The 22,089-nt window shown below is 60.5% G+C and carries 28 protein-coding genes and 2 pseudogenes; 11 read left to right on the top strand and 19 right to left on the bottom strand.

What is annotated here, in order from left to right:
- Positions 1 to 51 precede the first annotated feature (51 nt).
- The 8 genes from FQ755_RS09090 to FQ755_RS09060 all read left to right on the top strand — a co-directional run bounded on the left by FQ755_RS09090 (position 52) and on the right by FQ755_RS09060 (position 6,543).
- The gene (locus FQ755_RS09090; RefSeq protein ID WP_144153290.1) at positions 52 to 321 is read left to right on the top strand and encodes a hypothetical protein; all 270 of its coding nucleotides are present in this window, start codon (positions 52 to 54) and stop codon (positions 319 to 321) included.
- Between the two features lie 178 nt (positions 322 to 499).
- Positions 500 to 1,915 (top strand): virulence factor TspB C-terminal domain-related protein, encoded by a 1,416-nt coding sequence (locus tag FQ755_RS37245; protein WP_186308464.1) that lies wholly within the window; start codon positions 500 to 502, stop codon positions 1,913 to 1,915.
- Positions 1,912 to 2,046, top strand: coding sequence for a hypothetical protein (locus FQ755_RS38050; protein ID WP_260858450.1), 135 nt, complete (start codon positions 1,912 to 1,914; stop codon positions 2,044 to 2,046). Before FQ755_RS37245 ends, FQ755_RS38050 begins: the two co-directional genes overlap by 4 nt.
- Positions 2,046 to 2,327, top strand: coding sequence for a DUF2523 domain-containing protein (locus tag FQ755_RS09080; RefSeq protein WP_144153288.1), 282 nt, complete (start codon positions 2,046 to 2,048; stop codon positions 2,325 to 2,327). The genes FQ755_RS38050 and FQ755_RS09080 overlap by 1 nt, the downstream gene beginning before the upstream one ends.
- Positions 2,324 to 3,229 carry a zonular occludens toxin domain-containing protein gene (locus FQ755_RS09075; RefSeq protein ID WP_144153286.1) on the top strand — a complete coding sequence of 302 codons (906 nt, stop codon included), beginning with the start codon at positions 2,324 to 2,326 and terminating at the stop codon, positions 3,227 to 3,229. The genes FQ755_RS09080 and FQ755_RS09075 overlap by 4 nt, the downstream gene beginning before the upstream one ends.
- Positions 3,226 to 4,602 (top strand): type II secretion system protein GspD, encoded by a 1,377-nt coding sequence (locus FQ755_RS09070; RefSeq protein WP_144153284.1) that lies wholly within the window; start codon positions 3,226 to 3,228, stop codon positions 4,600 to 4,602. Before FQ755_RS09075 ends, FQ755_RS09070 begins: the two co-directional genes overlap by 4 nt.
- 451 nt (positions 4,603 to 5,053) lie before the next feature.
- A complete protein-coding gene (locus FQ755_RS09065; RefSeq protein WP_144153282.1) occupies positions 5,054 to 5,833 on the top strand; it encodes a hypothetical protein in 780 nt (259 codons plus the stop codon).
- 65 nt (positions 5,834 to 5,898) lie between these two features.
- Entirely contained in the window at positions 5,899 to 6,543 is a 645-nt protein-coding gene (locus FQ755_RS09060; protein WP_144153280.1) for a hypothetical protein, read from the top strand.
- A gap of 15 nt (positions 6,544 to 6,558) precedes the next feature.
- Here the strand turns inward: FQ755_RS09060 and FQ755_RS09055 are convergent, their stop codons facing one another.
- Both FQ755_RS09055 and FQ755_RS09045 read right to left on the bottom strand, forming a co-directional pair.
- Positions 6,559 to 6,822 carry a hypothetical protein gene (locus FQ755_RS09055; RefSeq protein WP_144153278.1) on the bottom strand — a complete coding sequence of 88 codons (264 nt, stop codon included), beginning with the start codon at positions 6,820 to 6,822 and terminating at the stop codon, positions 6,559 to 6,561.
- 544 nt (positions 6,823 to 7,366) lie between these two features.
- Complete coding sequence (locus tag FQ755_RS09045) at positions 7,367 to 8,377, bottom strand: zinc-dependent alcohol dehydrogenase family protein (protein WP_144153276.1); 1,011 nt, start codon at positions 8,375 to 8,377, stop codon at positions 7,367 to 7,369.
- A gap of 347 nt (positions 8,378 to 8,724) precedes the next feature.
- On the opposite strand from FQ755_RS09045, the gene FQ755_RS09040 reads away from it, so the two are divergent.
- Complete coding sequence (locus FQ755_RS09040) at positions 8,725 to 9,162, top strand: Fur family transcriptional regulator (RefSeq protein ID WP_144153274.1); 438 nt, start codon at positions 8,725 to 8,727, stop codon at positions 9,160 to 9,162.
- A 69-nt stretch (positions 9,163 to 9,231) separates the two neighbouring features.
- On the opposite strand, the gene FQ755_RS09035 is transcribed toward FQ755_RS09040, so the two are convergent.
- Entirely contained in the window at positions 9,232 to 10,200 is a 969-nt protein-coding gene (locus FQ755_RS09035) for an AraC family transcriptional regulator (protein WP_144153272.1), read from the bottom strand.
- Between the two features lie 173 nt (positions 10,201 to 10,373).
- Here FQ755_RS09035 and FQ755_RS09030 point away from each other — a divergent pair, with 173 nt between their 5' ends.
- The gene (locus FQ755_RS09030) at positions 10,374 to 11,759 is read left to right on the top strand and encodes a dihydrolipoyl dehydrogenase (RefSeq protein WP_144153270.1); all 1,386 of its coding nucleotides are present in this window, start codon (positions 10,374 to 10,376) and stop codon (positions 11,757 to 11,759) included.
- A 24-nt stretch (positions 11,760 to 11,783) separates the two neighbouring features.
- On the opposite strand, the gene FQ755_RS37240 is transcribed toward FQ755_RS09030, so the two are convergent.
- The 8 genes from FQ755_RS37240 to FQ755_RS08995 all read right to left on the bottom strand — a co-directional run bounded on the left by FQ755_RS37240 (position 11,784) and on the right by FQ755_RS08995 (position 18,975).
- Positions 11,784 to 11,951 (bottom strand): hypothetical protein, encoded by a 168-nt coding sequence (locus FQ755_RS37240; RefSeq protein WP_186308463.1) that lies wholly within the window; start codon positions 11,949 to 11,951, stop codon positions 11,784 to 11,786.
- Complete coding sequence (locus FQ755_RS09025) at positions 11,948 to 13,339, bottom strand: FAD-dependent oxidoreductase (protein ID WP_144153268.1); 1,392 nt, start codon at positions 13,337 to 13,339, stop codon at positions 11,948 to 11,950. The genes FQ755_RS37240 and FQ755_RS09025 overlap by 4 nt, the downstream gene beginning before the upstream one ends.
- 207 nt (positions 13,340 to 13,546) lie before the next feature.
- On the bottom strand, positions 13,547 to 14,926 hold the full coding sequence (locus FQ755_RS09020; RefSeq protein WP_144153266.1) for a sensor histidine kinase: 1,380 nt from the start codon (positions 14,924 to 14,926) through the stop codon (positions 13,547 to 13,549).
- Positions 14,919 to 15,596, bottom strand: coding sequence for a response regulator transcription factor (locus FQ755_RS09015; protein ID WP_144153264.1), 678 nt, complete (start codon positions 15,594 to 15,596; stop codon positions 14,919 to 14,921). The genes FQ755_RS09020 and FQ755_RS09015 overlap by 8 nt, the downstream gene beginning before the upstream one ends.
- 68 nt (positions 15,597 to 15,664) lie before the next feature.
- Positions 15,665 to 16,459, bottom strand: coding sequence for a MipA/OmpV family protein (locus FQ755_RS09010; protein ID WP_186308462.1), 795 nt, complete (start codon positions 16,457 to 16,459; stop codon positions 15,665 to 15,667).
- A gap of 234 nt (positions 16,460 to 16,693) precedes the next feature.
- Positions 16,694 to 17,947: an MFS transporter gene (locus tag FQ755_RS09005; RefSeq protein WP_144153260.1), complete on the bottom strand. Its 1,254-nt coding sequence runs from the start codon at positions 17,945 to 17,947 to the stop codon at positions 16,694 to 16,696.
- A gap of 212 nt (positions 17,948 to 18,159) precedes the next feature.
- The gene (locus FQ755_RS09000; RefSeq protein WP_144153258.1) at positions 18,160 to 18,513 is read right to left on the bottom strand and encodes a DUF4148 domain-containing protein; all 354 of its coding nucleotides are present in this window, start codon (positions 18,511 to 18,513) and stop codon (positions 18,160 to 18,162) included.
- A gap of 228 nt (positions 18,514 to 18,741) precedes the next feature.
- Complete coding sequence (locus FQ755_RS08995) at positions 18,742 to 18,975, bottom strand: RHS repeat domain-containing protein (RefSeq protein WP_144153256.1); 234 nt, start codon at positions 18,973 to 18,975, stop codon at positions 18,742 to 18,744.
- A gap of 5 nt (positions 18,976 to 18,980) precedes the next feature.
- Between FQ755_RS08995 and FQ755_RS08990 the strand changes: the two genes are divergently transcribed.
- Positions 18,981 to 19,280 (top strand): hypothetical protein, encoded by a 300-nt coding sequence (locus FQ755_RS08990; protein WP_144153254.1) that lies wholly within the window; start codon positions 18,981 to 18,983, stop codon positions 19,278 to 19,280.
- 51 nt (positions 19,281 to 19,331) lie between these two features.
- On the opposite strand, the gene FQ755_RS08985 is transcribed toward FQ755_RS08990, so the two are convergent.
- The 8 genes and pseudogenes from FQ755_RS08985 to FQ755_RS08955 form a co-directional block, all read right to left on the bottom strand.
- Positions 19,332 to 19,640 carry a hypothetical protein gene (locus FQ755_RS08985; RefSeq protein ID WP_144153252.1) on the bottom strand — a complete coding sequence of 103 codons (309 nt, stop codon included), beginning with the start codon at positions 19,638 to 19,640 and terminating at the stop codon, positions 19,332 to 19,334.
- Between the two features lie 15 nt (positions 19,641 to 19,655).
- Complete coding sequence (locus FQ755_RS08980) at positions 19,656 to 19,931, bottom strand: hypothetical protein (RefSeq protein WP_144153249.1); 276 nt, start codon at positions 19,929 to 19,931, stop codon at positions 19,656 to 19,658.
- 78 nt (positions 19,932 to 20,009) lie between these two features.
- A pseudogene (locus tag FQ755_RS38645) lies at positions 20,010 to 20,111 on the bottom strand (RHS repeat-associated core domain-containing protein); the annotation flags it as partial.
- A gap of 173 nt (positions 20,112 to 20,284) precedes the next feature.
- Positions 20,285 to 20,365 (bottom strand): annotated as a pseudogene (locus FQ755_RS08975) (RHS repeat-associated core domain-containing protein); the annotation flags it as partial.
- A 39-nt stretch (positions 20,366 to 20,404) separates the two neighbouring features.
- Positions 20,405 to 20,653, bottom strand: coding sequence for a hypothetical protein (locus FQ755_RS08970; RefSeq protein ID WP_144153247.1), 249 nt, complete (start codon positions 20,651 to 20,653; stop codon positions 20,405 to 20,407).
- Positions 20,650 to 20,910: a colicin E3/pyocin S6 family cytotoxin gene (locus FQ755_RS08965; protein ID WP_260858532.1), complete on the bottom strand. Its 261-nt coding sequence runs from the start codon at positions 20,908 to 20,910 to the stop codon at positions 20,650 to 20,652. The genes FQ755_RS08970 and FQ755_RS08965 overlap by 4 nt, the downstream gene beginning before the upstream one ends.
- 77 nt (positions 20,911 to 20,987) lie before the next feature.
- Positions 20,988 to 21,224 (bottom strand): hypothetical protein, encoded by a 237-nt coding sequence (locus tag FQ755_RS08960; protein ID WP_144153243.1) that lies wholly within the window; start codon positions 21,222 to 21,224, stop codon positions 20,988 to 20,990.
- Position 21,225: 1 nt separating this feature from the next.
- Positions 21,226 to 22,089 (bottom strand): RHS repeat-associated core domain-containing protein (locus FQ755_RS08955; RefSeq protein WP_144153241.1); only part of this gene is annotated, 864 nt, incomplete at its 5' end.

Below are 22,089 nucleotides of genomic sequence, written 5' to 3'. Positions count from 1 at the left end.
GTTAAGGGGCGTTTCTCTGTCAGGGGGACGCCCCTTTTTGTTGGGGGAGCTATGGCGTTCTCGGCAGTGGTGTGCGGGCCTGAAGGCGCTTCGTCGGTTACCTACGTGACGTCCAGCGGGCAGGACGTGGCATGCGGGACTGATTCATCGGGAAACCCGTTGTTGTTGCAGGTCGCTGCGGTAGCGAGTGGCGACGATTCGCCGGTCGATGGCGGCGTTGGGGTGGGTCTTGAGCTTGGCGGTGCGGTTCTGATGGTGATGGCGGTGGCGTGGGGCGTGCGCATGGTGGGTCGGTTTGTTGAGTCGTCGGGGGAGTCGTGAGCGAGTCGCTAGTGGTGTTTGCGGTGCTGATCGGCGTGTGCCTGGTGTTGTGGTCGGTTGGCGCGTTTCGTTTTCTGTTTGGTGAGGATGAGCGATGACGTGGTTTTACGAGTGCGTGGCAATTGCGGTCGGCACGTGCTGGGCCGTGGGGCTGATTCTTTTTCTGTAGGGGGTTGCGATGCGGGCAGGTAAGCGGTGGCTGGTGCTTGCGGCGTTCTTGCTGCTGGTGCAACCGGCGTTTGCGCAGTTCAACGTAGGCACGGTGACATACGGGCCGATGGGTGCGCCTGAGTCCACGTCGCCGCCGAGCTCGTCGCAGTGGTCGTATTCGAAAATGAACATCGCGCTGTCGGGCATCTTGCAGGAGCATGCCGAGGCGATGGGGCTTAGCGAGTCCGATCCGAAGGTGCCAGCACTGCTTCAGGCGGCATCGACATATGCGAACAGCCTGGCGAGTGAGGCGGAAACGCTTGGCACGACAGTTCTTGGCTGGCTTGGCCAGGTCGGCTCAAACGTGCTGCATGCGGCGTCGGAAGTGGCGGTAGACGTGGGCGGCCTGGTACGTTGGCTCTTTAGCGGTAACGGTTTGCCGGGGTCGCCCGTCGTGACGGTTGATCGTGGATGGACGTATGACGGCGGCCAGACTTTTTACCTGACCGGCGAAGCGGCGTGTCAGGCGTATCAGAGTGCTTACAACGCGCGACTTAATGGTCTCGGTGGAACGGGAGATTCGTTTTCGGGCATGGAGTTTCTGTCGTTCGATCCGAAGACCGGGAACACGAACGAGTGCCTCGGTACGCTGACGACACCAGGCGGCACGTTTCCGAACACGCAAGGGGCGTCGCCGGGTGACGTGACGCAGGGGTACGGGGCGTCGGCTGCTGCGGCGGCTGTCACGGCTTCCGAGGCGGCGGAGGCGGTGAGTCCGTCGCTCATGGCTTCGATAGCGAATGACGAATGGGAAAACGCGGCTGCGCAACCGGGCTATCAGGGTCCGCCGTTTGACCCGACGAACCCGATTACGCCTGACGAGGCTTCAGACTGGGCGAACGCAAATCCGGGCTACTGGCCTACCGTGGGCGATTCGCTGGGTACGGGTAGCGGCGTGGGTACGGCCCCGGCGTCGGGCATCGGATCGCTGCCGGTGTCGGGTGTCGGCTCGGATGGCGTCGCGGGGACCGGCACAGGTACGGGAACCGGTACAGGCACCGGGACGGGAACGGGCACGGGTACAGGGACGGGGACGGGCACAGGAACGGGAACCGGCACAGGAACGAGCACGGGTACGGGCGCGAGTGATCCCTGTTCGGTTGATCCGAATGTAGCCGGTTGCGCGCAGCTAGGGTCGGCTACCGCTCCGTCGCTGCCGGCCAGCACGGTCACTGTCACGTCGAACGCCTGGTCGATCGGTGGTCAGTATGTCGCGTCGTGTCCAGCGCCGATCACTGTTCCATTTGCTCTCGGAGCGGCATCGCTTCAGTTCACTTTCGATTACACGCCGCTTTGTACGGTGGCCCAGCGACTTGCGCCGCTGGTGAAAGCGCTCGGGGCCTTCATGGCCGCAATGATTCTTGTCTCGGGGATAGTCGCATGAACAAGCTGTGGATGGTGCTTGCTGTCGCGTCGGGCGTGGTGGCGTTGCTGTTCATCGCGGCGCTGGTGGAGTCGGTGCACGTTGAGGAACGTCCGGCTGACGCTGTGCGTTCGCTGGTGAGGATGCGCTGATGCCTACGCTCGCTGTGTGGTTGATGGGTCTGATTGGGCCGTTGGTGTTGCAGGCGTTGCTCGCTGCGGGGTTCGGTCTGGTCACCGTAGTGGGGGCGGATACGGCGGTAACTGCGTTGCTGGACCTTGTGAGTCAGAACGTGGGCCTGCTGCCGAATGATCTGCTGTCGTTGATGGCGCTCGCGGGAGTGTTTCAGGCGCTGTCGTTCATCGGTTCGGGGATCGTGGCTCGCGTGACGTGGCAAGGTTGGTCGTCAATCAAAAAGCTGGTGATCAAATGATGACGCTCGTGACGGGGACGCCCGGTAGTGGCAAGACGCTGCTCGTCGTGTCGATGCTTGAAGCGTATGCGAAAGAGGGGCGCAGGATATGGGTTGACGGTATCAGGGGCCTGCTCGTGGATCACACGGCGGTCGATGAGCCCTGGATGCGTCGTTGGTGGGAGCATGTCGGCCCGAATGATGTGATCGTGGTCGACGAGGTACAGCGTCTGTGGCCGCCAATGAGCGTGTCGGTCAAGCCGTCCGAAGATATCGAGAAGCTGCACGTGCATCGGCATTTTGGCGTTGACATCATTGTCATTACGCAGCATCCGAACCGGATGAGCAAGGTTGTACGCGATCTGATCGGGCGGCATGTGCATGTGCGGCGGATGTTCGGTATGGCGCGGGCGATGCTTTACGAGTGGGACTCGGCGCGTAATCCGCAGGGGTCGCTCAAGGATGCGGTGAAGAGGCCGTGGAAGTATCCGAGACACGTGTATGACCTGTACGTCTCTGCGGAAATGCACACGAAGCCGAAAGCGGTCGTGCCGAAAGCGTTGTTTGTGATTCCGGTGGCGGCGGTGGCTGCGGCCTTCCTGCTGTGGAAAGGCTACGGCTCGGTGATGGGTATGGGCAAGCCAAAGACGGGGGCGGGTGGTGCTGCGTCGGGTGTGGCCGGGGCTAGCGCGCGTTCGGGTGCGTCGGCGGCGTCAGGGGCGCACTGGCGCGTGGTGGGTTCGTATGCGGTTGATGGCGTGCCGTTCGTGCTACTAACGGATAAGAGCGGGTGGATACGGGCCGTGAAGCGCGACGGTTTTTCCGGTAACGGGATGGCGCTTGAAGGCGTTGTGGACGGTGAGCGTGTTGCGGTCTGGACGGCGACGGCGTCGGCGGACGATTCGGTCAAGGTGGGCAAATGATGCGTCGGCTGGTGGGTGTCTGTGCGGTGTTGTTGTGTGGATCTGTGTTCGCTGCGGGCGCGGGTTCGGTGCCGCCATTGCCGCCTGAGCTTCCGTCGCTGCCGTTGCCCGCGCCGTTGCCGGTCCCGCTGCATGCACCGCACGGTGCGCTTGCGCTGCGCTTTGTCAACCTTGGGCAACTGGTGGATCTGTTGTACAGCGAGTTCATGCACGTGCCGCACGTGATCGCGTCGGACGTGTTGCAGGATCAGCGCATCGTTAGTTTTCAGTGGGACGGTGACAATAGCGAGTTGCGCGATTTCGTGCGCGTGTTTCTGGACTCGCAGGGCTTCAAGGTCGATACGCGCGACGGTGTGGATTTCGTCAGCGTGAAAGACGGTAGTGAGGGTAAGGATGCGGAACGGCAGGCGTTCGTGTATCACCCTAAGTACAGGTCGGCGGCGTATCTGTCGAAGCTGGTGCAGCCACTTTTTTCGGGGCGTGTCGGCGCGCAACCGGATGCCGGGGTGCCAGATAGCGTCAGGGATGCGGTTACGGCTGCCGTGGGTGCTCCGGTGGCCGCGTCGGGTGCTGCGGCGTCTGCTGTGAGCGCGGCGGCTCCTGCTACACGTTCGGCCAGCTTGCCGTCTTCCGTGTCGGCGGCCGACGATCTTGTGTTTTATGGGAAGCCCGCTGAAGTGCGTGATCTAAAAAAGGTGCTCGCGGAGCTGGATACGGCGCCCGGTGAGGTCATGGTGCGCGGGTGGGTCTATGAGGTATCGAACACGGACGCGACGAATTCGGCGTTCTCGATTGCGGCGCACGTGCTCGACGGGCAGCTTGGTATTTCGAACGGTGCGACGAGCGGCGATGCCACGTCGCTGACGTTCGGCGCGCACTTTCTTAACCTGGCTATCTCGGCGCTGAGCGCTGACACGCGGTTCAAGGAAGTGAGCGACCCGCACGTGCGCGTGCTGTCGGGCGAGAAGGTCAGTCTTAACGTGGGCTCTCAGGTACCGACGCTGGGGAGCATTAGCTATCAGGGCGCGACGGGCACGCCTGTGCAGTCGGTCGATTATCAGGACGCTGGCGTGATCTTCGCGGTAGAGCCTACGGTTATGGCCGACGCGATTCAGGTCCAGCTTGACGAGCAGATATCGAGCTTCGTTGCGACGACAACCGGCGTGAACAACTCGCCGACGAAGAACACGCGCGAGATGACGACAACGATCAGCATGCACGATGGTGAGGTCGTGGTGCTCGGCGGGTTGGTGCAGGACTCGGATACGCAGTCCACGAATCACGAGGGGTGGTTGCCTCACTTCCTGGACGGCCATAGCGGTCAGAAGGCGCGTACTGAGGTGCTTCTGGTCCTGCAGGTGCAGAAGGTTTGAGCGTCTAGCGTCAGGAGTGTCCGGCACGGTGCCAGGGCGACGTAAGCGCGGTGTGTCTGCGCAGTCGTGGCCTGTATCGCGCGGCTCAGCGCGGCCCGCCGGACCGAGTAGCGGGTATCGGCGTTGAGGTGGGTCGTGAGGCGTTGCCGGTGATCGAGCCAACCCCTCACTGCCAAGCCGCCTTTGTAGGCCGTTTGTGGACCGTTGGGGCTCGTGTGTGGCGCGATGGCGCGCGTGCCGCAAGCGAGCCCTTGGGCCGCAGCGGCAGGCGCGCGAAGCGCGCCTAAACTTGAATCAGGGACACTTAACGTATCGATAGCGCTGACAACGGCGCAAACCGGGGCATAGCTTGGGTCATGAGGTAGGGAAGCAGGGCGGGGCAAAAAGAAAAGCCCACATCGCGGCAACGGTGTGGGCTTGGTGAAACTGCGCATTACAAGGATCAGTTGCAATGCACGACGAAAGTATAGGCGATTTTTCCGCGTTCCGACGCGAGTGGGTAATTCGTGGCCGTAACTTCGGTGATGGTCAGGTCGAGATCACGGCAACACGCTTTGACCGGTATATGGGCGCTCAACGGATGAGCCTGATGCCCAAAGCGAAGCGCGGCGAGTCGGAGAACACCGAAGACAACCTGCTCGATGCGGCGAAGCGGGCAAAGCAGCAAGTGCGGTTGCGCTGCAAGGCGATTGGAGCGGATCGCATGATCACGCTGACGTACCGGGAGAATATGCAGGACAAGGTCCGTCTGAAGCGCGATTTCGACTCGCTACGGCGTCGCCTCGGGGCATTGGGCGGGTTCCAGTATGTTGCGGTCGCAGAGCGTCAGCAGCGCGGCGCGTGGCACTTGCACGTTGCCGTATCTGGTCGGCAAAACTACAGAATCCTGCGGTCGATCTGGCAGGGCATCGTCGGATTCGATAACGGCAATGTTCACGTACGCAATCCGTTCAAGGAGAAGGGCTTGCGGCACAAGCTGGCTGGATACCTGGCGAAGTACATCACGAAAGGCTTTTCGGAACACGCGATGAACGAAAAGCGCTACTGGACAAGCCGGGGCGTGGTCGTGCCGGAGCGTATGCCCATCGATCACATACTGTCTGACGATCCAGCCGAGGCGCTCAAGATTGCGTTCGCCGCGGCTAAACGGGTTGGCGCGACGCTGGACAGGTGTCAAACGTTCTGGCGACAGGAGCTAGGGTGCTTCTGGCTGTCTACGCGCGAAATATAGGGGGAGCTTGTCAAATCGGGGCATGGTAAGTTGATTCTTTAAGACAGACAGCGAGGGAGGGGACTATGGTCCACGTGTGTACCGTCAATTGGGCGTTGCTGCTTGAGTACCTTAAGGTCTTTCTTGCATGGCCGGTGATAGTTGGCATTGGTGCAATAGTCGCCGTTGTTTTATTTCGAGATGAGGTTAAGTCGTTAGTTAATCGGATAGCCAGTTTCGAAATCGCCGGCGCGAAGCTGGTGACGCAGCAGGCTGTGCCGGATGCCGCAGACGCGGAGAATGTGCCTGCACCGGTTGCTGTCAACGATGCCGCGCCCGCCGCATTGGAGAACCCGCAAATTCCTGCACCTGAGCGCGCGCAGCTTCAGACGATTTTTGAGGCGGAACGTGCTGCGGCTCGCATGTGGGAATACCGTTACCTGAACTATTTTCTTGCCCCTGGAACACAAAGCGTGATCAATTGGTTTGTGGGTCTTCCGAACGGGACGACGATGGACGCTTACGAGGCCTTTTGGATGAACCGCGTCCCGCAAGCGAGCGAGCGCGGGGCGATTCTTAGCGCCCTCGAAAGACACTTTTTGCTTCAGTTGGAGGGGGAGCAAATCATTAGTATCACTGCGAAAGGGAGAGAGTACGCGGGATGGGCTGAACGAAAAATTATAAGCGTGCCGCCAGAGGCCTATCTGCCTATGCCGCCTCAGACGATTTGAGGCGCTGTGCTGTGTCTATTTCTGGCGGTTGCGGAAATTCGGTGCGTTGGGGTGCGGGATTGGGGGCGAGCGGTACACCTTATCGACGCGCTTTAGCTGGGCGTCGATCTGGCGCAGCAGATTGTTCATTTCGTGTATGCGGTCCGCGAGACGGCGCTCGTTCTCGGTCGCGACACGACAGACGTCCGCGACGTCGCGTAGCTCCGAAAGGAAGTAACGCTGAGCCTGCACTTCGAGTATCAGCCGCCGAACGTCAGTTGCCTGGTACTTTGCCACCATGCGCGCAGTTCGTCGTACTTGGGTGGATCGAACGGGGGCAGGATCATGTTAGGCAGGAATCGATGCTGTATGGATGAACAGTATAAACCTCAGCTGGGGATCGTCAAACGATGCATAGCGGGTATCTGCTCAAGTTCGTGCCGGGTGCTGCCGTTATGACCCTTTGTGTAGCGTTCGCTGGGTAATCTGAGGCATGGTGCAGTTAGAGCTTTGGGAGGTGGTGCGCCCGTCTGCGCAGGAACTGGCGACGATTGCGCGGGAGATTCGCAATCTGTATTGGTTCATCAGGAATTCGCGTCGCGGCTTGCATGATGCACGTCGGCGCAAGGTGTATCGTCAGGTGGCCGTGCATAAAAAACGCCTGCTCTTGGCAGGCGTCTCGAAGCAGGAGATTCTGGAACTTTTAGCTTGTTGCAGGGCGATACGCTGTCGCTCGGTAGGCTGTCTTGACTGCCTTCAGCGCGTGTGGGATTTTGCTCCACAATTTGACATAATATAAATTATCAACAAAAACGATATTAGTCCAAAGCCACGAGAACCAGCATCAATGAGAAATAACGACCTTGCCGAAGAACGCGCGATCGTCGAAGTGGCGCCACGCATCAAGGGCTCGGTCGAACGGAAACACGGTATCGATAACCGGTCGCAGGCCGGATGACGAGACGGCGCGCACCAGGTCCAGCAACCCTGAGCGGTCACCCACCGAGATCCGGTAGAAAACGCCACCGCTGCGAAACAGGTCGTTGAAATCGAGACCGGACTGGCCGGAGGCAAGAAAGCCGATCAGCGCGACTTCACCCCGGTTGGCCACGGCCTTGATCGATTGTTCGAGCGTGCCTGCGCCGCCGACCTCGAGCACCCGATCTACGCCACGTCCATGGGTAAGCTCGCGAACCCGCTCGCCCCACGCCGGCGTCTCGATGTAATTGATGACTTCGTCGGCGCCGAGCGCCTTGAGCCGTGCCGCTTTTTCCGTCGAAGAGGTTGTCGCAATCACGCGCGCACCGAGCAGTCTGGCGAGCTGGACTGCGAAGACGGAGACGCCTCCGCTGCCCTGCGTCAACACCGTTTGTCCGGGGCGCAGCGCCCGCAATCCCGATAGCGACGTCCATGCGGTCAGCGCCGCGCAAGGCAGCGTTGCCGCCTCCTCGAACGAAAGATGCGGGGGAGCTGCCACTACCGCTTCCTGGCTGACAACCTTGTATTCGGTCAGCCAGCCGTCGCGGTGCGACCCGTAGCTCTCCGAGCCTAGTGTGACAGGCGGATTGCCGCCGTACCAGCGAGCATGGAACGTATTGATGACCCGGTCGCCAACCTTGAAGTCAGTGACCTCGTCTCCAACGGCGACAATTTCGCCGGCCGCGTCGCTGAGCGGAATCAGGCCGGCTTTCTGTGTACCTACGTAGTTGCCATGGACCATGGCGATGTCGCGATAGTTGAGCGACGAGGCACGCACCCGAATCAGCACCTCGCCGCGCTGCGGCTCGGGTGTGGGCTCGTCGTGAAGCGTCAGATGGTCGAGACTGCCGGCTTGATCAAAGCGATACACCTTCATCGAATGGCTCCCATGCGAGATCGCGGGACACTGGCGCCCCAGCAGAAAGCAACGGCATCCGATTGCCGCGCGAGTAATCAGTCTAAGGATATCTTCGCGAGTCTGCTTGCCGCTACGGCATTTGCTTTCGGTAACCTGACGTTGCGAAGTCGCGCTCGATATTTTTTCGTCGGATAGGTTGCGTGTGCTGCGGCGTGAAGTGGTCGGAAACACCCGTCAGCCATTGCGACATGCGCCCATACATTGTCTGCGGCGGACTCTCGGCGCCAACAGAAACTCCCGCGCCCCTTAAGCAACCCTTAAGCATCCATAGCGCAGGATACGCCCGAACGTTTCCACGCCCTGAGATGACAACAGTCCATGCCGAGCTGTCGCAAGCGGGAATCCGCGCGACACCCAATCGAGTCGCCGTACTCACACTGTTCCGCGACCATCCGCACGAGCATTTTTCCGCGGATCAAATCTACCGCAGGCTCGCCGCCAATACCGGCTCCCTCAGTCTGGCGAGTGTTTATCGCAGTTTGACGTATCTGCTCGATGCGGCGTTGATCACCAGCGCTTCGCTGGGCAATTCACGCGTGATCTATGAATTGAATCGCGGCGAGCCTCACTATCATCTCGTCTGCAACCGTTGCGGAGTCGTTCGTGATGCTTACGATTCGACCTTGAAGGCCGCATGTCAGTCCATAGCCGTTGAACAGGACTTCACTTACGCTGCTGCATCCGTAGTGATATTCGGTGAGTGTTCCGACTGCCGGCAAAAAGCCACTCGATCCGTCAGTTGAAACCTGCATTGCCGGCCGACGCGGCAATCGCACCACCAACTGCAGTAATCAGGACTGCGTAGCAGCGCCCTACGCTGCTTCGACGTTACCGCCCAGCGTCCGGTAACGTGCCGGCGTCACGCCGATCAGCCGCTTGAAAATACGCTGGAATGCCGCGTTCGACTGATACCCCACCGTCTCGCCGATCTCGGCAATGGCCAGATTCGACTCGATCAGCTTGCGGCCCGCGAGAGTCATGCGGATGTCGGTGAGCATGTCGGTGGCGGAGCGGCCGATCACGTCCTGAAACTGCCGCACGAAGGTGGCTCGCGACATATTGCATAGCGTCGCCAACTGGTCGAGCGTCCACGGCTTTTCCGGCGCGTCGAACATGACCGCGACCGCCGGTTGCAGGCGTGGCCGCGCCGCGAGCGCCAGCAAGCCATGCGGCGGTTCCGCGCCGCCGCTGGCAAAGCGCAGCGTCAAGGCAAACAGCGCGGCCGATAGATGGCCGATCAACGCCTCGCTGCCCGGCCCTTCGTCCACCGCTTCCTCGCGCATCAGTTCGATCAGCCGCGCGAATCGTGTGTCGGCCAGCGTGCCGGGTGCCGCGCCCTTGCCGTTCGTCGCGGCGCCGGCAATCTCCGCGCTGCGCACCACGAGACGCCCGGGCAAATGCTCGCGCAGCAGCCGGTCGGGCACCGCGCCGATCAGAAACCGGCCGCACAGAATGTCGGCCGTCGCGCCCGTAGCGTCGTTTTCTGCCACCATCAGCGAGACGTTTTTCCGCTCGACCAGCGGCGCCGGGGGACGTCCGCTGCCGTCGTGAATCCGATGCGCGCCGCCGGCCGGAAACAGGATGATGTCACCCACCCTCAACGGCTCGGACGGACCGCTCCCATATTCCAGCACCGCCTCGCCCGACACCAGCACGTGATAAGGAATCTCCCGCACGGCCGCATTGCCCTGCGCGATGGCCCAAGGCGCGCCGAAATGGCAGCGCACGTCGAGCCGGCCGCTGACCGGAATGAGGGAGAGCACCCGACTGAGCAGATCCATATGAGCCGCTTGAGCAGATTCTTGCGTCGTTTGAGGATTAGCACCGGGCAGGTATCCGCCTGAAGTGCAAACAGGTCTTTTGCAATCATTGAAGCAGCCCGATTCTAACCGAGCCACCCTCGCCACGAATTCGCGACCGCTTCCCCTCAACGCACTCCGGTTTCGAGGCACTCATGAAAACAGTCCAGACCGATGTAGCCATTATTGGCGCCGGCAGCGCCGGCCTTCCCGCCTATCGTGCGGCCAAAGCGGCAGGTGCTTCTGCCATCCTGATCGAAGGCGGACCGCACGGCACGACCTGCGCGCGGGTCGGCTGTATGCCGTCGAAGCTGTTGATCGCGGCAGCCGAAGCCGCTCATGCCGTCCGGCATAGCGCGCCGTTTGGCGTACATGTCGACGGCGCGATCCGCATCGACGGCCGTGACGTCATGCAGCGCGTGAAGAGCGAACGTGACCGCCTGGTGGGTTTCGTGCTCGATAGCGTGGACGCGATTCCCGCTGACGACAAGCTGAGCGGCTACGCCCGCTTCATCGACGATAACCTGCTGCAGGTCGGCGACCATACGCGCGTGCGGGCGCGCAGCGTGGTGATTGCGACCGGCTCGTCGCCGGTGGTGCCGGATCTGTATCGCGCGCTGGGCGATCGCGCCATCGTCAATGACGACGTGTTCGAATGGTCAGATCTGCCGCGCAAGATTGCAGTCGTGGGCGCCGGTGTGATCGGGCTGGAACTGGGGCAGGCGCTTGCCCATCTGGGCGTGGAGGTGACCGTAATCGGCGCACGCGGCCGGGTGGGTCCGTTGACGGACCCGGCCATCAAGGCCTACGCCGAACGGACCTTCCAGGACTCGTTCCGCTTCGAGTCGCAGGCGCAGGTCGAAGCGGTAGCGCGCGTCGGCGACGAGGTGCAGATCCGTTTTCGCACCGGCAGCGGCGCGCTGGTCGAAGACACGTTCGATTACGTGCTCGTCACGGCCGGCCGCAAGCCGAATTTCGACCGCCTCGCGCTGCACAACACGTCTCTCGCGCTCGATAGCCAGGGCGCCCCTGTCTACGACCCGCTCACGCTGCAGGCGGGCCATCACCCGGTTTTCATTGCCGGCGACGCCAACGGCGTGTTGCCGCTCCTGCATGAAGCCGCCGACGAAGGCCGCGCCGCCGGGACCAACGCCGCCCGCTTCCCTGCTATCACGCCGCTGGTACGCCGCGCGCCGATCGCCGTGCTGTTCTCCGATCCGGGCATTGCGATGGTCGGCGCCCGCCACGTCGATCTGCAACCCGGCACGTTCGTGACTGGCGAAGTCAGCTTCGAAGATCAGGGGCGCAGTCGCGTGATGCTGAAAAATCGCGGCCTGATGCACGTCTATGTGGATAAAACGAGCCGTCAGTTTTTAGGCGCTGAATGGATCGGCCCGGACGCCGAGCATATTGCCCACCTGTTGGCCTGGGCCTTGCAAATGAAACTGACGGTGGATGCCATGCTGGCGATGCCTTTCTATCATCCGGTAGTCGAAGAAGGCCTGCGCACCGCGCTGCGTCACGCGGCAGCTGCGCTGTAATTGCGGCCTTATCGCTGACGGCATTTATTTCATAAACGGCTTGCCAAGCGCCAAAACGCTTAACATCGCGACGAAAATCCCCAATATCGCGACGTTAAGCAGCACAAATAACAGCAACGCAAGAATATGCAGCGCCGGATGAACATGCAGGCTTGCAAGTTCAACCGGCAAACCCGACAACCCAATCGTCACAGGTTGTCTACACGCGGCGGCACTTTGGCGAGCAGGATGTTCAGTCCTTCGGAAATCAGCGGATGCGCAATGATCGCGTCGCGCACCGCCGTGTACGGCAGCTTGCCGAGCATAGCCATCTGCACCGCGGTCACCACGTCGCCGGCATTGGTTCCGAGCATCGTGAAGCCGAGAATCTGGTCGGAGTGCGCGTCCACCAAAACCTTCATGAAGCCCTTAGTGGCGCCATTGGTGCGGGCGCGCGGCACCATCGCCATCGGGATCTTTGCGACACGCACGGCGATGCCGCGCGCTTTGGCGTCGGTTTCGTTGAGTCCAATGCGGCCGAGCTCCGGTTCGATGAACAAGGCGTACGGAACAATGCGATCCGCCGTCGTGCGATTGCCGCCGGCCAGTTGCGATTTCAGCACACGATAGTCGTCGAAGGATGCGTGCGTGAACATCGGCGAGCCGGCCACTTCGCCGATCGCCCAGGTGTTGGCGGCGCTCGTCGCGAGCCGTTCGTCGACCTTGATGAAACCGCGCGCATCCCGTTCGACGCCAGCCGCATCCAGTCCCAACCCATGTGTGACCGGCGTGCGCCCTGCTGCGACCAGCACATGGCTGCCCGAAACCTGGGCGCCGTTGTTCAGTTCCACCGTGACACCCTCGCCCGAGCGACCCGTCACCTTCACCGGCTTCACGCCGGTGCGCACGTCGATGCCTTCTTCGGCCAAGGCCGCTTCGATCGCTTCGGCGACGTCTTCGTCCTCACGCATCGCCACGCGCGGCGCCTCCTGGATCACCGTCACCTTGCTGCCAAGACGCCGGTAGGCCTGGGCCATTTCCAGACCGATATAGCCGCCGCCAATCACGATCACGTGCTCCGGCAGGGTCTCCAGTTGCAGCGCTTCCACATGGGTGAGCGGTTGCGCATCGCGCAGACCGGGGACATCCGGAACCGCCGCCGTCGTGCCGGTATTGATGAAGACGTGCTCGCCTTCGATCACTCGTGTGCCGCCGTCGTTCAGTTGCACCTGAAGCGTGCGCGGCGCGATGAAGTGGCCGGTGCCCATCACGAGATTCATCCCCGAGGCCAGAAATGCCTTGAGGTTGATGTCCACCATGCCGTTCACCACGGAACGCACGTTGCGAACGACTTGCGCCATATCGGTGCGCGGGCCCTCGCCTGTGCTGTCGCCCGATTGCGCGTGACGCACGTGCGCCACGCGGGCATTCTGGATCAGGGTCTTGGTTGGGATACAGGCCACATTGATACATGAGCCGCCAATCATGCCGCGTTCGATCAGCGCCACGCGCTTGCCCGCCTGGGCCAATTCCATGGCCAGGGTCTTGCCGCCCTTTCCTCCGCCGAGGAAGACGTATTCGTAATGTTCAACGTTCGACATGATGAGAGCCTCTGTTATCTGGTTTGGTATCCGCTTCGGTTGCGCCCGGAAAGCTGCGAGGCGTTGCGAATCACTGTGAGTAAATTCTAGGCGGCCGGGCGGCGGCCGCCGATGCCTGTGGCACTCACAAAGATGCCCGATCGTCTCAACCTCGCGGTGAGCCGACCTGGAACCAGAAACACGGCTAAAACGGCACGGATGGGTGCCTCAGAGAGGTTGCATGCGCCTGGGAATCCTGACACGTACCGCGGCGCCCGTTTGCCCCGGGTCGAAGATGCTGACGTCGCCGCCGTGTAGCACGACGATTTCTCTCACCAGACTCAAGCCGAGCCCCGCGCCGGAAGTCGTGCGCGCGTACCGGGAGAACGATTCGAAGATCCGCTCGCGGAAACCGTGCGGGATGCCCGGTCCGTTGTCGATCACTTCGAGCACCGCGTTGGCCGCATCCGCGTAGACCTTGACCGTCACCGAGACCGCCTCGCCGCCGTGCTGCATCGCGTTTTGCATCAGATTGATGATGACGCGCTTGAGCGGCGTGACGTCGCCCAGCACGTCGAGGCGCTCCTCGTGCGACACGAGTTCGAGCTTATGCCCTGCCGAGATGGCAAGCGGCGCCAGCTCCGCGAGCGTCTCGGCGGCCAGTTCGACCAGATCGACGGGCGCCATGTTCAGGTCGACGCTTTTGAGGCGCTGCAGGTCCAGCAACTGATCGCCCAGATTGCCGAGCCGTTCCACATCCTGTTCCAGTTTGGCCTTGACGGGGCCGGTATCCAGACTGTCGAGCCTTGCGCGAATAATGGCAATCGGCGTGCGCAATTCATGCGCGGCATTGGCGATGAACCGTTCCTGCTGACGCCTGCCGCCGTCCAGCCGCTCCAGCGCCGCATTGAAGGCGGTCACAATGGGCGCGACTTCGCGCGGCAGATCGTCGGCGGGCATGCGCAAGCCGGGCCGGTCGATGTCGATATGCTGCGCGAGCGACGCGATCCGCTTCAGCTTGCGATGCGCCCCGCCGACCACGATCGGAATCAGAATAAAGTTGGCGATCAGCAAAGGCACGAAAAACGGCAGTTCGAGGTAATCGATCACGGCGAGCCCTACCCGCTTCCAGCTCGGCTCCAGTGGCCCGCCGCCGAATGCGACGTGCAAGGCGCCGGCGGGCGTTTTAACGGTATCGATATGGCACGACAGGTTGTGCTCTTCGCGCGGATCCGTCACGTCCGCGGCAAGGATCTGCGGCGCCAGTTCCACCACCGAGACGCAGGCGGGCGTCACCTGCCCATACTTCAGGAGATGCCCCTTGCCGTCCTGGATCACGAACCACAGATCCGGCGCCGCGCGTTTCAGGCGCACGATGCCGGGTGTGTCGATGCCATGAAGCTGGCCGTCGCCAGCGCGGATCACCGCGGCCGCGATGGTGTCGATGGCGCTGTTTTGCAGCAGATGCCCCGCGAGATGCCAGCGCAGCAGATAGGCGAACATCACGAAGCCGGACGCTAACGCAATGATCGCCTGCGCCGCGAACAACCCAATGGAGATGCGGCGGCTGATGGAAAACGTGCCGGAGAACGTGCCGGTATTACGCATCTTTTTCCCTCAGCAGATAGCCAATTCCGCGCATGGTGTGAATTTCGACGCCCGCCTCGGCCTGTTCGAGCTTGCGCCGCAGATTCGATACGTGCGAGTCCAGCGCATTCGAAGCGATATCGCGCTCGAAGCCGTAGACCTCGGCCTCGAGCGACTCGCGCCGCACCGTCTTGCCGCGCCGTTCGAGCAGCGCCTGCAGGACCAGCAATTCACGTCGTTGCAGGCCGAGGCGCGCGCCATCGACCGAGGCCTCTTTCGCCTCGAAATCGAACACCATCCGGCCCATGGCGGTTTGCGGCTCGCGCAACAGCGCCGGGCGGCGATCGAGTGCGCGCAGCCGCGCCATCAGTTCGTCCATTGAAAACGGCTTGGCCAGATAATCGTCGGCGCCTGCGTCGAGCCCGGCCACGCGCGCGGTGACGTCGCTGATCGCGCTCAGGACGATGATCGCGACGCCAGGCGCACTGGCGCGCAGATGCGGGATGATCGAAATGCCGTCGCCGTCCGGCAGCTTGCGATCGAGCAGCACCAGCTTGTAGGGTACGTCGGTGATCGCGTAGCGCGCCGTGCCGAGCGTCGACACATGGTCGACCGCCATCTTGCGCTTTTCCAGTGCGCTCTGAATGGCGGACGCCAGTTCGATTTCATCTTCGATAAGCAGTATTCGCATGGAACCGCGGGAAGTTGGGCTGATTGATTCGGAGTCCGCATGGACCGGCGCAATATGCATCGGTCCGTTTAGAACGTGTAGGCGACCATGGTATCCGTAAGCAGGGACAAGCGGCGCCGCACGATTGGACTATTCACGGCGTCGCCGGTGAGATTGGTGATCTGCTGCGAGGCTGAGATCGACCAATGCCGGTTGAACTGATGGTCCCAGCTCATGGCGGCGCGCACCGCATACAGTCCCGAGCCCGCACCATATTGAGGAAAAGCCGCGTTCGCGCTTTGCGAAGCACTTACCCCAAAGAAAGTCTGGTTGTATTTCGACGAACCGAAGTCCGCCTCCGCACTCGTGCTCAAACGGTCGTGCCCTACCTGCATGACGATGGCCTTGAAGCCGACGCGATAAGTCTCGCCACGGCTGCGGTTCGTGAGCGGCACATCCGCCGACACCGTCACGTCGCCCATCATGCCGAGACGGTAGCCGGCGGTGAGGGTCGTGACCAACGCCCCCGGAATGTCGCCCATGCCCTTCAGGTAATTCGAACCGCTTTGCCAGGTTTCGTTCTCGTCCTTGCGGCCGAACGCGTAGTTGAGGCTGGCGTCGACGAAGAAATTGGCCGGCAGATACAGCCGGTAACCCACGCCTTTGGTCGAATCGATATAGACGCCCTGCGGCGTCACCACATGAAGGTACGGGACCGGTAGAAACTGATAATCGTTGCTGCCCAGATAACGCGGTGTGATCGCCGAGCCTAAGCCGGCGGTGACGCTATAGCCGCCTTGGGCGGAGTCGGCATAAGCAAACGGTGCGGCGAAAAGACATGCAACGGCAACCGATAGACACGGAAAAATGCGCAACAAAGTCATGGAATCTCGAATCGATGATGGGACCGCGTCTGGCGCAGCCATGGATCGGCAACCCCATGCAACGCCGGAAGACCTCATCGATCGAACGCGCGCGGGGAATGGATGGCACGCGCCAGCGTGCAGACCCATCCTCGCGACGGCCCTACGCTATTTGCTGGCGCGGGGCGATTCTAAGCAAGGCACATTGTGGGAACATTGTGAAAACCAGTAGTAACGCCAAAGACCTCAACGAACTTAAAACGCGACTTTGCCCCGGTTATGCGCGGTCCTGTTGATGTGGTTGTAAATTGCCCCAACCGCCATCAGCACCGAGGTTCCGAGGAACACCGCCCGCATGCCGAAGTGACCGCCGACGAAACCGCCCAGCAAAGGTCCGATCACCTGGCCGGCGTACTGGGACGAGGTGGAGTAGCCGAGCATCTTGCCGGCAATGCTTTGCGGCACGCTATGGCGGATCACGCTGGCCACGCAGGGCAACAGACCGCCCAAGGCCATGCCCATCAAAAACCGCAGTACGACGAGCTGCCACCCTGCCGTCACAAATGCTTGCGGAACCAGCAGGACGGCGGATACGGCGAGACAGCCGACGATCACATTCCAATGGCCGATCCGATCCGCCAGACGTCCAAGGCGCGACGCCGAGAGGATGCTGCCCAACGCCGCGGCCGACATCACGAGACCCGCGACGAAGGTCACCTGGCGAAGCGCGACGATCTGCGCCACGAACACGGTGATGATGGGCTCGATGGACATATTGGCCACCATCAGCAGCGCGCCCGTAATCAGCATCGCGACGACCGGGCCGCGCTCCGGCATGGCTTGCCAGTCAACCTGCTGTGCCTCGGACTTCTTTACCGTGCGGCGCGAACCTTCCTTGAGAAGAAACGCCGTGGCAAGAAACGCGATAAAAATAAACGCCCCGGCCGCGAAAAAGGTGGCCCGCACGCCGATCAGCGGCGGCAACGAACCGCCGATCAACGGTCCCGCCAGATTGCCCGCCATGATCCCCGACGACAGGATGCCGAGCGCCCAGCCGACGCGCGCTTTAGGCGTTTGCGTGGCGACCAGCACCGTCGACCCCGAGGCATAGCCGCCCAGCAGGCCGGCCAACAGCCGCAGCGCCACTAGTTGCCAGACGTTATGCGCCATGCCGATCAACGACATGGCGACGGCCATGCCGAGGCTCGCGCGAATCAGCATCAGCTTGCGGCCGTAGCGGTCGCCGAGCTTGCCCCACAATGGCGCCGTGAACGCGGCAGACAGAAAGGTCGCGCCATACGCCACGCCGGACCACTGCACGATCGCTGCATGGCTTTTGACGCCCAGTTCTTCCACGTAGAGCGGCAGGAACGGCAGCAGCAGGGTCATCGCCACAATGGTGGTGAACGAGCCGAAGACGCAGACAAACAGATTGCGCTTCCAATGCGTGGCGCCGTCGTGCGACGGCGGCGTGGAGGCTTGCGTGACGCTTTCTTGCGGGTTCGCCATGTTTCGATCCGGAGTAGATGGGTCGATGCTACGGCGTAACGGGCAGGACATCCAGTCCAGCACCGATAATAGTATGGGCAATACTTGTCTACCCGAAACGGCGTTGCACTCTGCCGCAATGGGTCGCAAACCGCTGGGCGGCTAGCGGAAAATCCGCAACGATCAGGAATCCTGCACAAGACGACCATTGTGCAGGACTCGCACGGCGTCATTTAGCTGCCGAAGTACACATTGCAGAAGCTGACCGGGCCGACGCAAGCCGCGTTGGCGCGCATTGCGGTATGCGATGCCGAACCCGACGCCGTGCTGCCGTTTTGCGCCACACCGCCGACGGCCGTATTGGTCATCTGCTGATCGTTCTGCGCGGCGATCTTCGCTTCAGCAGCCTGGATGTCGGCCGGGTAGTTCAGATCGTTAGCGCTCGGCATGTAGCCGGCCTGCTCGACGCGCACCAGATCGGCACGCACTTCGGCGCGGGTCACAGGCGCATTCGACTGGGCAAAGCTGAGAACCGGGGCGCCAAGCGTGGCAGCGGCGAAGGCGAGGCTTACGAAGATTTTCGACATGATTAAGATTCCTTAATAAAGTTAAATTGAAGCGGTGTTAGAAACCGCCTTCTGGCTAGAGGTTCAACAGGGTGGCTCTGGGTCTGCCGCGTAATGCGCGCCTCTGCTGCGTCTACATGAAGGCGAACACGGGGGCTTCGGGGTTTATTCCAGGTTTTTTTATTCGGGCCGGTTTTATCCCCGGCTGGCCAGTGGCACGGCCCTCCCCGCGTGAGCCGCCCGAGCGGGTCATACGCGTAGCGGATCACACCGCGCCGCATGTCCCCGATCTGTTTCACCTTGCGCATTGGTACGCGCGGCAGGCAGCCCCGCAGCACTGTAACGGTAATGCGTCTGCCGGTTCAGCGCATCGGTGTGCGTGGCCAGGTTGCCGCGTGCATCCCACCTGAACTGCTCTTCGCCGCCATCCGGGTACCCCCTGACTAGCACATAAAGCACGTCCATCCAGAGCGAAACGTTCATCCAGCATGACCGTCACGCTGCGCGATACGCCCGATGGCTATTCACTCGATACGCCACCGCGCCCGCGACAGCCCTTCATGCCTTGGGAACATATCGACAGGTGGTTAGGCGCAGAGTCATTCTTCAAGGCCGGCCAGCGCGTCCATGTCTCCATTGACTACATCCGGCAACGCCTCATCGTTACACCAGAATACGATTATGCCGCCAAAGCGCGCGAGCGCGAAGCGTTTGCCATCGAACGCAACGCCGACAATGACGAACTGCGCAAGGTATGGCGCGCCCAAACAGATAATCGGGCAGCTTGACCATTACCGCCGGATTGACATGCAAAGGGCCGCACAAGCGGCCCTTGGTTTCTATAACGGCTCGATCGGTGTGCTGAGTTTCATATCCTTCTTTGACCCAATCAGATATTTATCGAGCTTCATGGCCTTGATTTCTTCCAGAGTTGCGGCACGCCATTCCCATCCATCATCCCAGGCAAACCACTTGGCACGATGAGCGTTTTCGGCTACGCATGCGTCAGCTATATCGGTCGTACAACTATCGAATTCGGCGGCATAACCAATGACACCACTACCTTCAACCTGTATAAAACATAGATAGTCACTTTGTTCATAGCTATCCACACTAGCTGCCATTGCGACATAGTATCTTTTGTTCAAGCTTCACCTTCTCTTTTACTTCGGGAAAGAGGTAACCACCTGATTAGCTCCAGGGGTAGTAACTATCTTCACGCTATTCAAGATTGGATTTCCTACCGCGTTTCCAGAAATACCACCGCCCAATCCGGCTTCGGGATAAGGAATATCGTAGTTCCAGTTTCCATTGCCGCCAACAGTCGGAGTTATTCCATCCTGCACGGCCTTGCCCCAAGCCGCGTTGGTCGTCGCGATCGGATCATCAGCAAAAACGCCATGTGATGGCTTCACTGGAATGTCATTTCCGTGTTGCATCACATGATCTGTTGCAGTTTCCCCCGTTCTTGGATTGGTTCTTGACCAGTCCAAACAGCCACACGCCGGGGGAGTGGTGGACGTAAGCCCGAGCGGATCGACCCACTGCACCGGATTGGGCGCGTACTGATAAACGTTGATGCCACCCGCGAGCCCGATGGGGTTTTTATAGTATAGCCTCGTTCACAGCAACGTACCTATTCATTACTGGCCGAAGCACATCTCGATCATGGCCGGTTTAGTCAACGCAACAGCGCCGCTTTCAACATCATCAAAATCGCCGATCAAGGCCAAAAGAAAGGTATTCGTAGTTCCAGCCAAATCTATCAACTCTGCCAGGAATTTTTTGAATTGCCGCCCGCCAGCCCGATCGGGTCCTTCGGTACGAACCTACCGCTGCCCGGATCATAGTACCTGTGCCGGTTATACAGCAAAGGCCGCTTCACCCGCCCCTGCTGGATCGACTTCTACGCTTAGCCATCGCAAGATAGAAAATATTCAAATCTCTTCAGATCAAACTCCTCTTTGATGAATGGTGCGAGTTGAAATGCCTTATGCGCGTCTATAGCGTACTCGTCGTACATTGGATCATCAGCACCATCCAAAAATATCTTCTGAAGCAACTGAAGAGTTGGCGCGCTTGAAAAAGAAATATCCCTCACATGCGCATCGCCATCCTTTTCAAAAACCGAAATATAGCGATATACCATTTCTTCACTCATGGCTCAATCGTCCTTGTTGGGTCAGCTTCCTTGCCAGGTATAGCTTCGCCCGTCTCGGGATCAAATGCACCCATGTGCTTTCCTCGCTTGTTGTAAATCTCAACTTCGCCATGCTGAGAGTCCCACTCACAAATGCATCCGTTTGCTCGCTTCCAACGCTTTCGTAATCCGCCGCCTTGTACCGGTGTCTTCGGTTTTACGCGCACGGCGTCCGGGAAGCCCGGCAAACTCGATGGCGCGGGAATGTACTTGCTCAATCCAAGTGGATCGATCCACTCGATAGGATTGGACGCGTATTGATAAACGTACAAAGGGCCGCGTCAGCGGCCCTTGCTTATTTCATGATGTACTGCGCCCAGCCCAGTGATTCTATTTCGCATTCATCGGGAGCTTCGACCATGCCAAACTTCCCTTGAGTTCCTGTTCCATTGGCAATAGCGTCTGGACTTGTCCATTCCGTCTCGCACTCATCGCAGCAAAGAAACAGTTCGCCGCTTGCTTTATCTTTTACAACCTCAATCCAGCCCTGGTTACATACCGGGCACCACTTGACCTTATGCTCGTAGCTCATCTTAGTTTCCTGCGGATGGGTATCCGGTAATTATCTTGTTTGTTCCAGCCTGAGTAACCACGGTAACGTAATTAAGATTTTGTCCTTGTCCTGCATACCCGCCCGCGTAACCAGAATTCTGGCTTGGGATATGATAAATATCTACACTCCCGTCGTTTATCGGCTGAATGTTTCCCTTCGAGTTCCAGACATCATTGATCTTGCTTGTGGGATCTCCATAAAACACTCCATGATCCTTTTTCTGCAAATCATTGACGCCGTGCTTATTAACGTGCGTGCACCGGCATTCGCCCTTCTTGCTGACGATACTCCAGTCCAATGTATTAGGAGTTAATCCAAGTGGATCAATCCAGCCAACCGGATTCGGCGCATACGCATACACATTGATGCCGCCCGCAAGCCCGATGGGGTCCTTCGAGATGAAGCGCCCACTGTGCGGATCATAATACCGATACCGGTTATAGTGCAGCCCGGTCTCATGATCAAAGTACTGCCCCGCGAAGCGCAGCGGATTGCTGATTCCCGCCTTGCGTGCCGCGTCGCCGATCACTTCCTTCGCTTCACCCCACGCCCGGTAATACGCACTCCAGGCAATCGCGCCATCCGCGTCGCTCAGTTCCTGCGGCGTGCCGATCTGGTCACAATGATAATACGCCACCGCCCCGAACGCTGGCGGCGCCGATGTCCTGTCATCAAGCACCGCCGCCCCGGTCGCCTGCATCAGCGGCGTGAAGCTGCCGGGCTCGTACACGTAGTGCGTCGTCGTGCGCTTCTCCCACGACGTTTCATACGCCAGCGTATCGCCGTCCCAGCCGTACAGCGTCAGTCCATAGCCGAACTCGTTATTCAGACGTTTGCGCTCCAC

This window comes from Paraburkholderia sp. BCC1885 (assembly GCF_900996235.1).
Taxonomy (GTDB): Bacteria; Pseudomonadota; Gammaproteobacteria; order Burkholderiales; family Burkholderiaceae; genus Paraburkholderia.
This window is presented reverse-complemented; position numbering and strand designations above follow the sequence as displayed.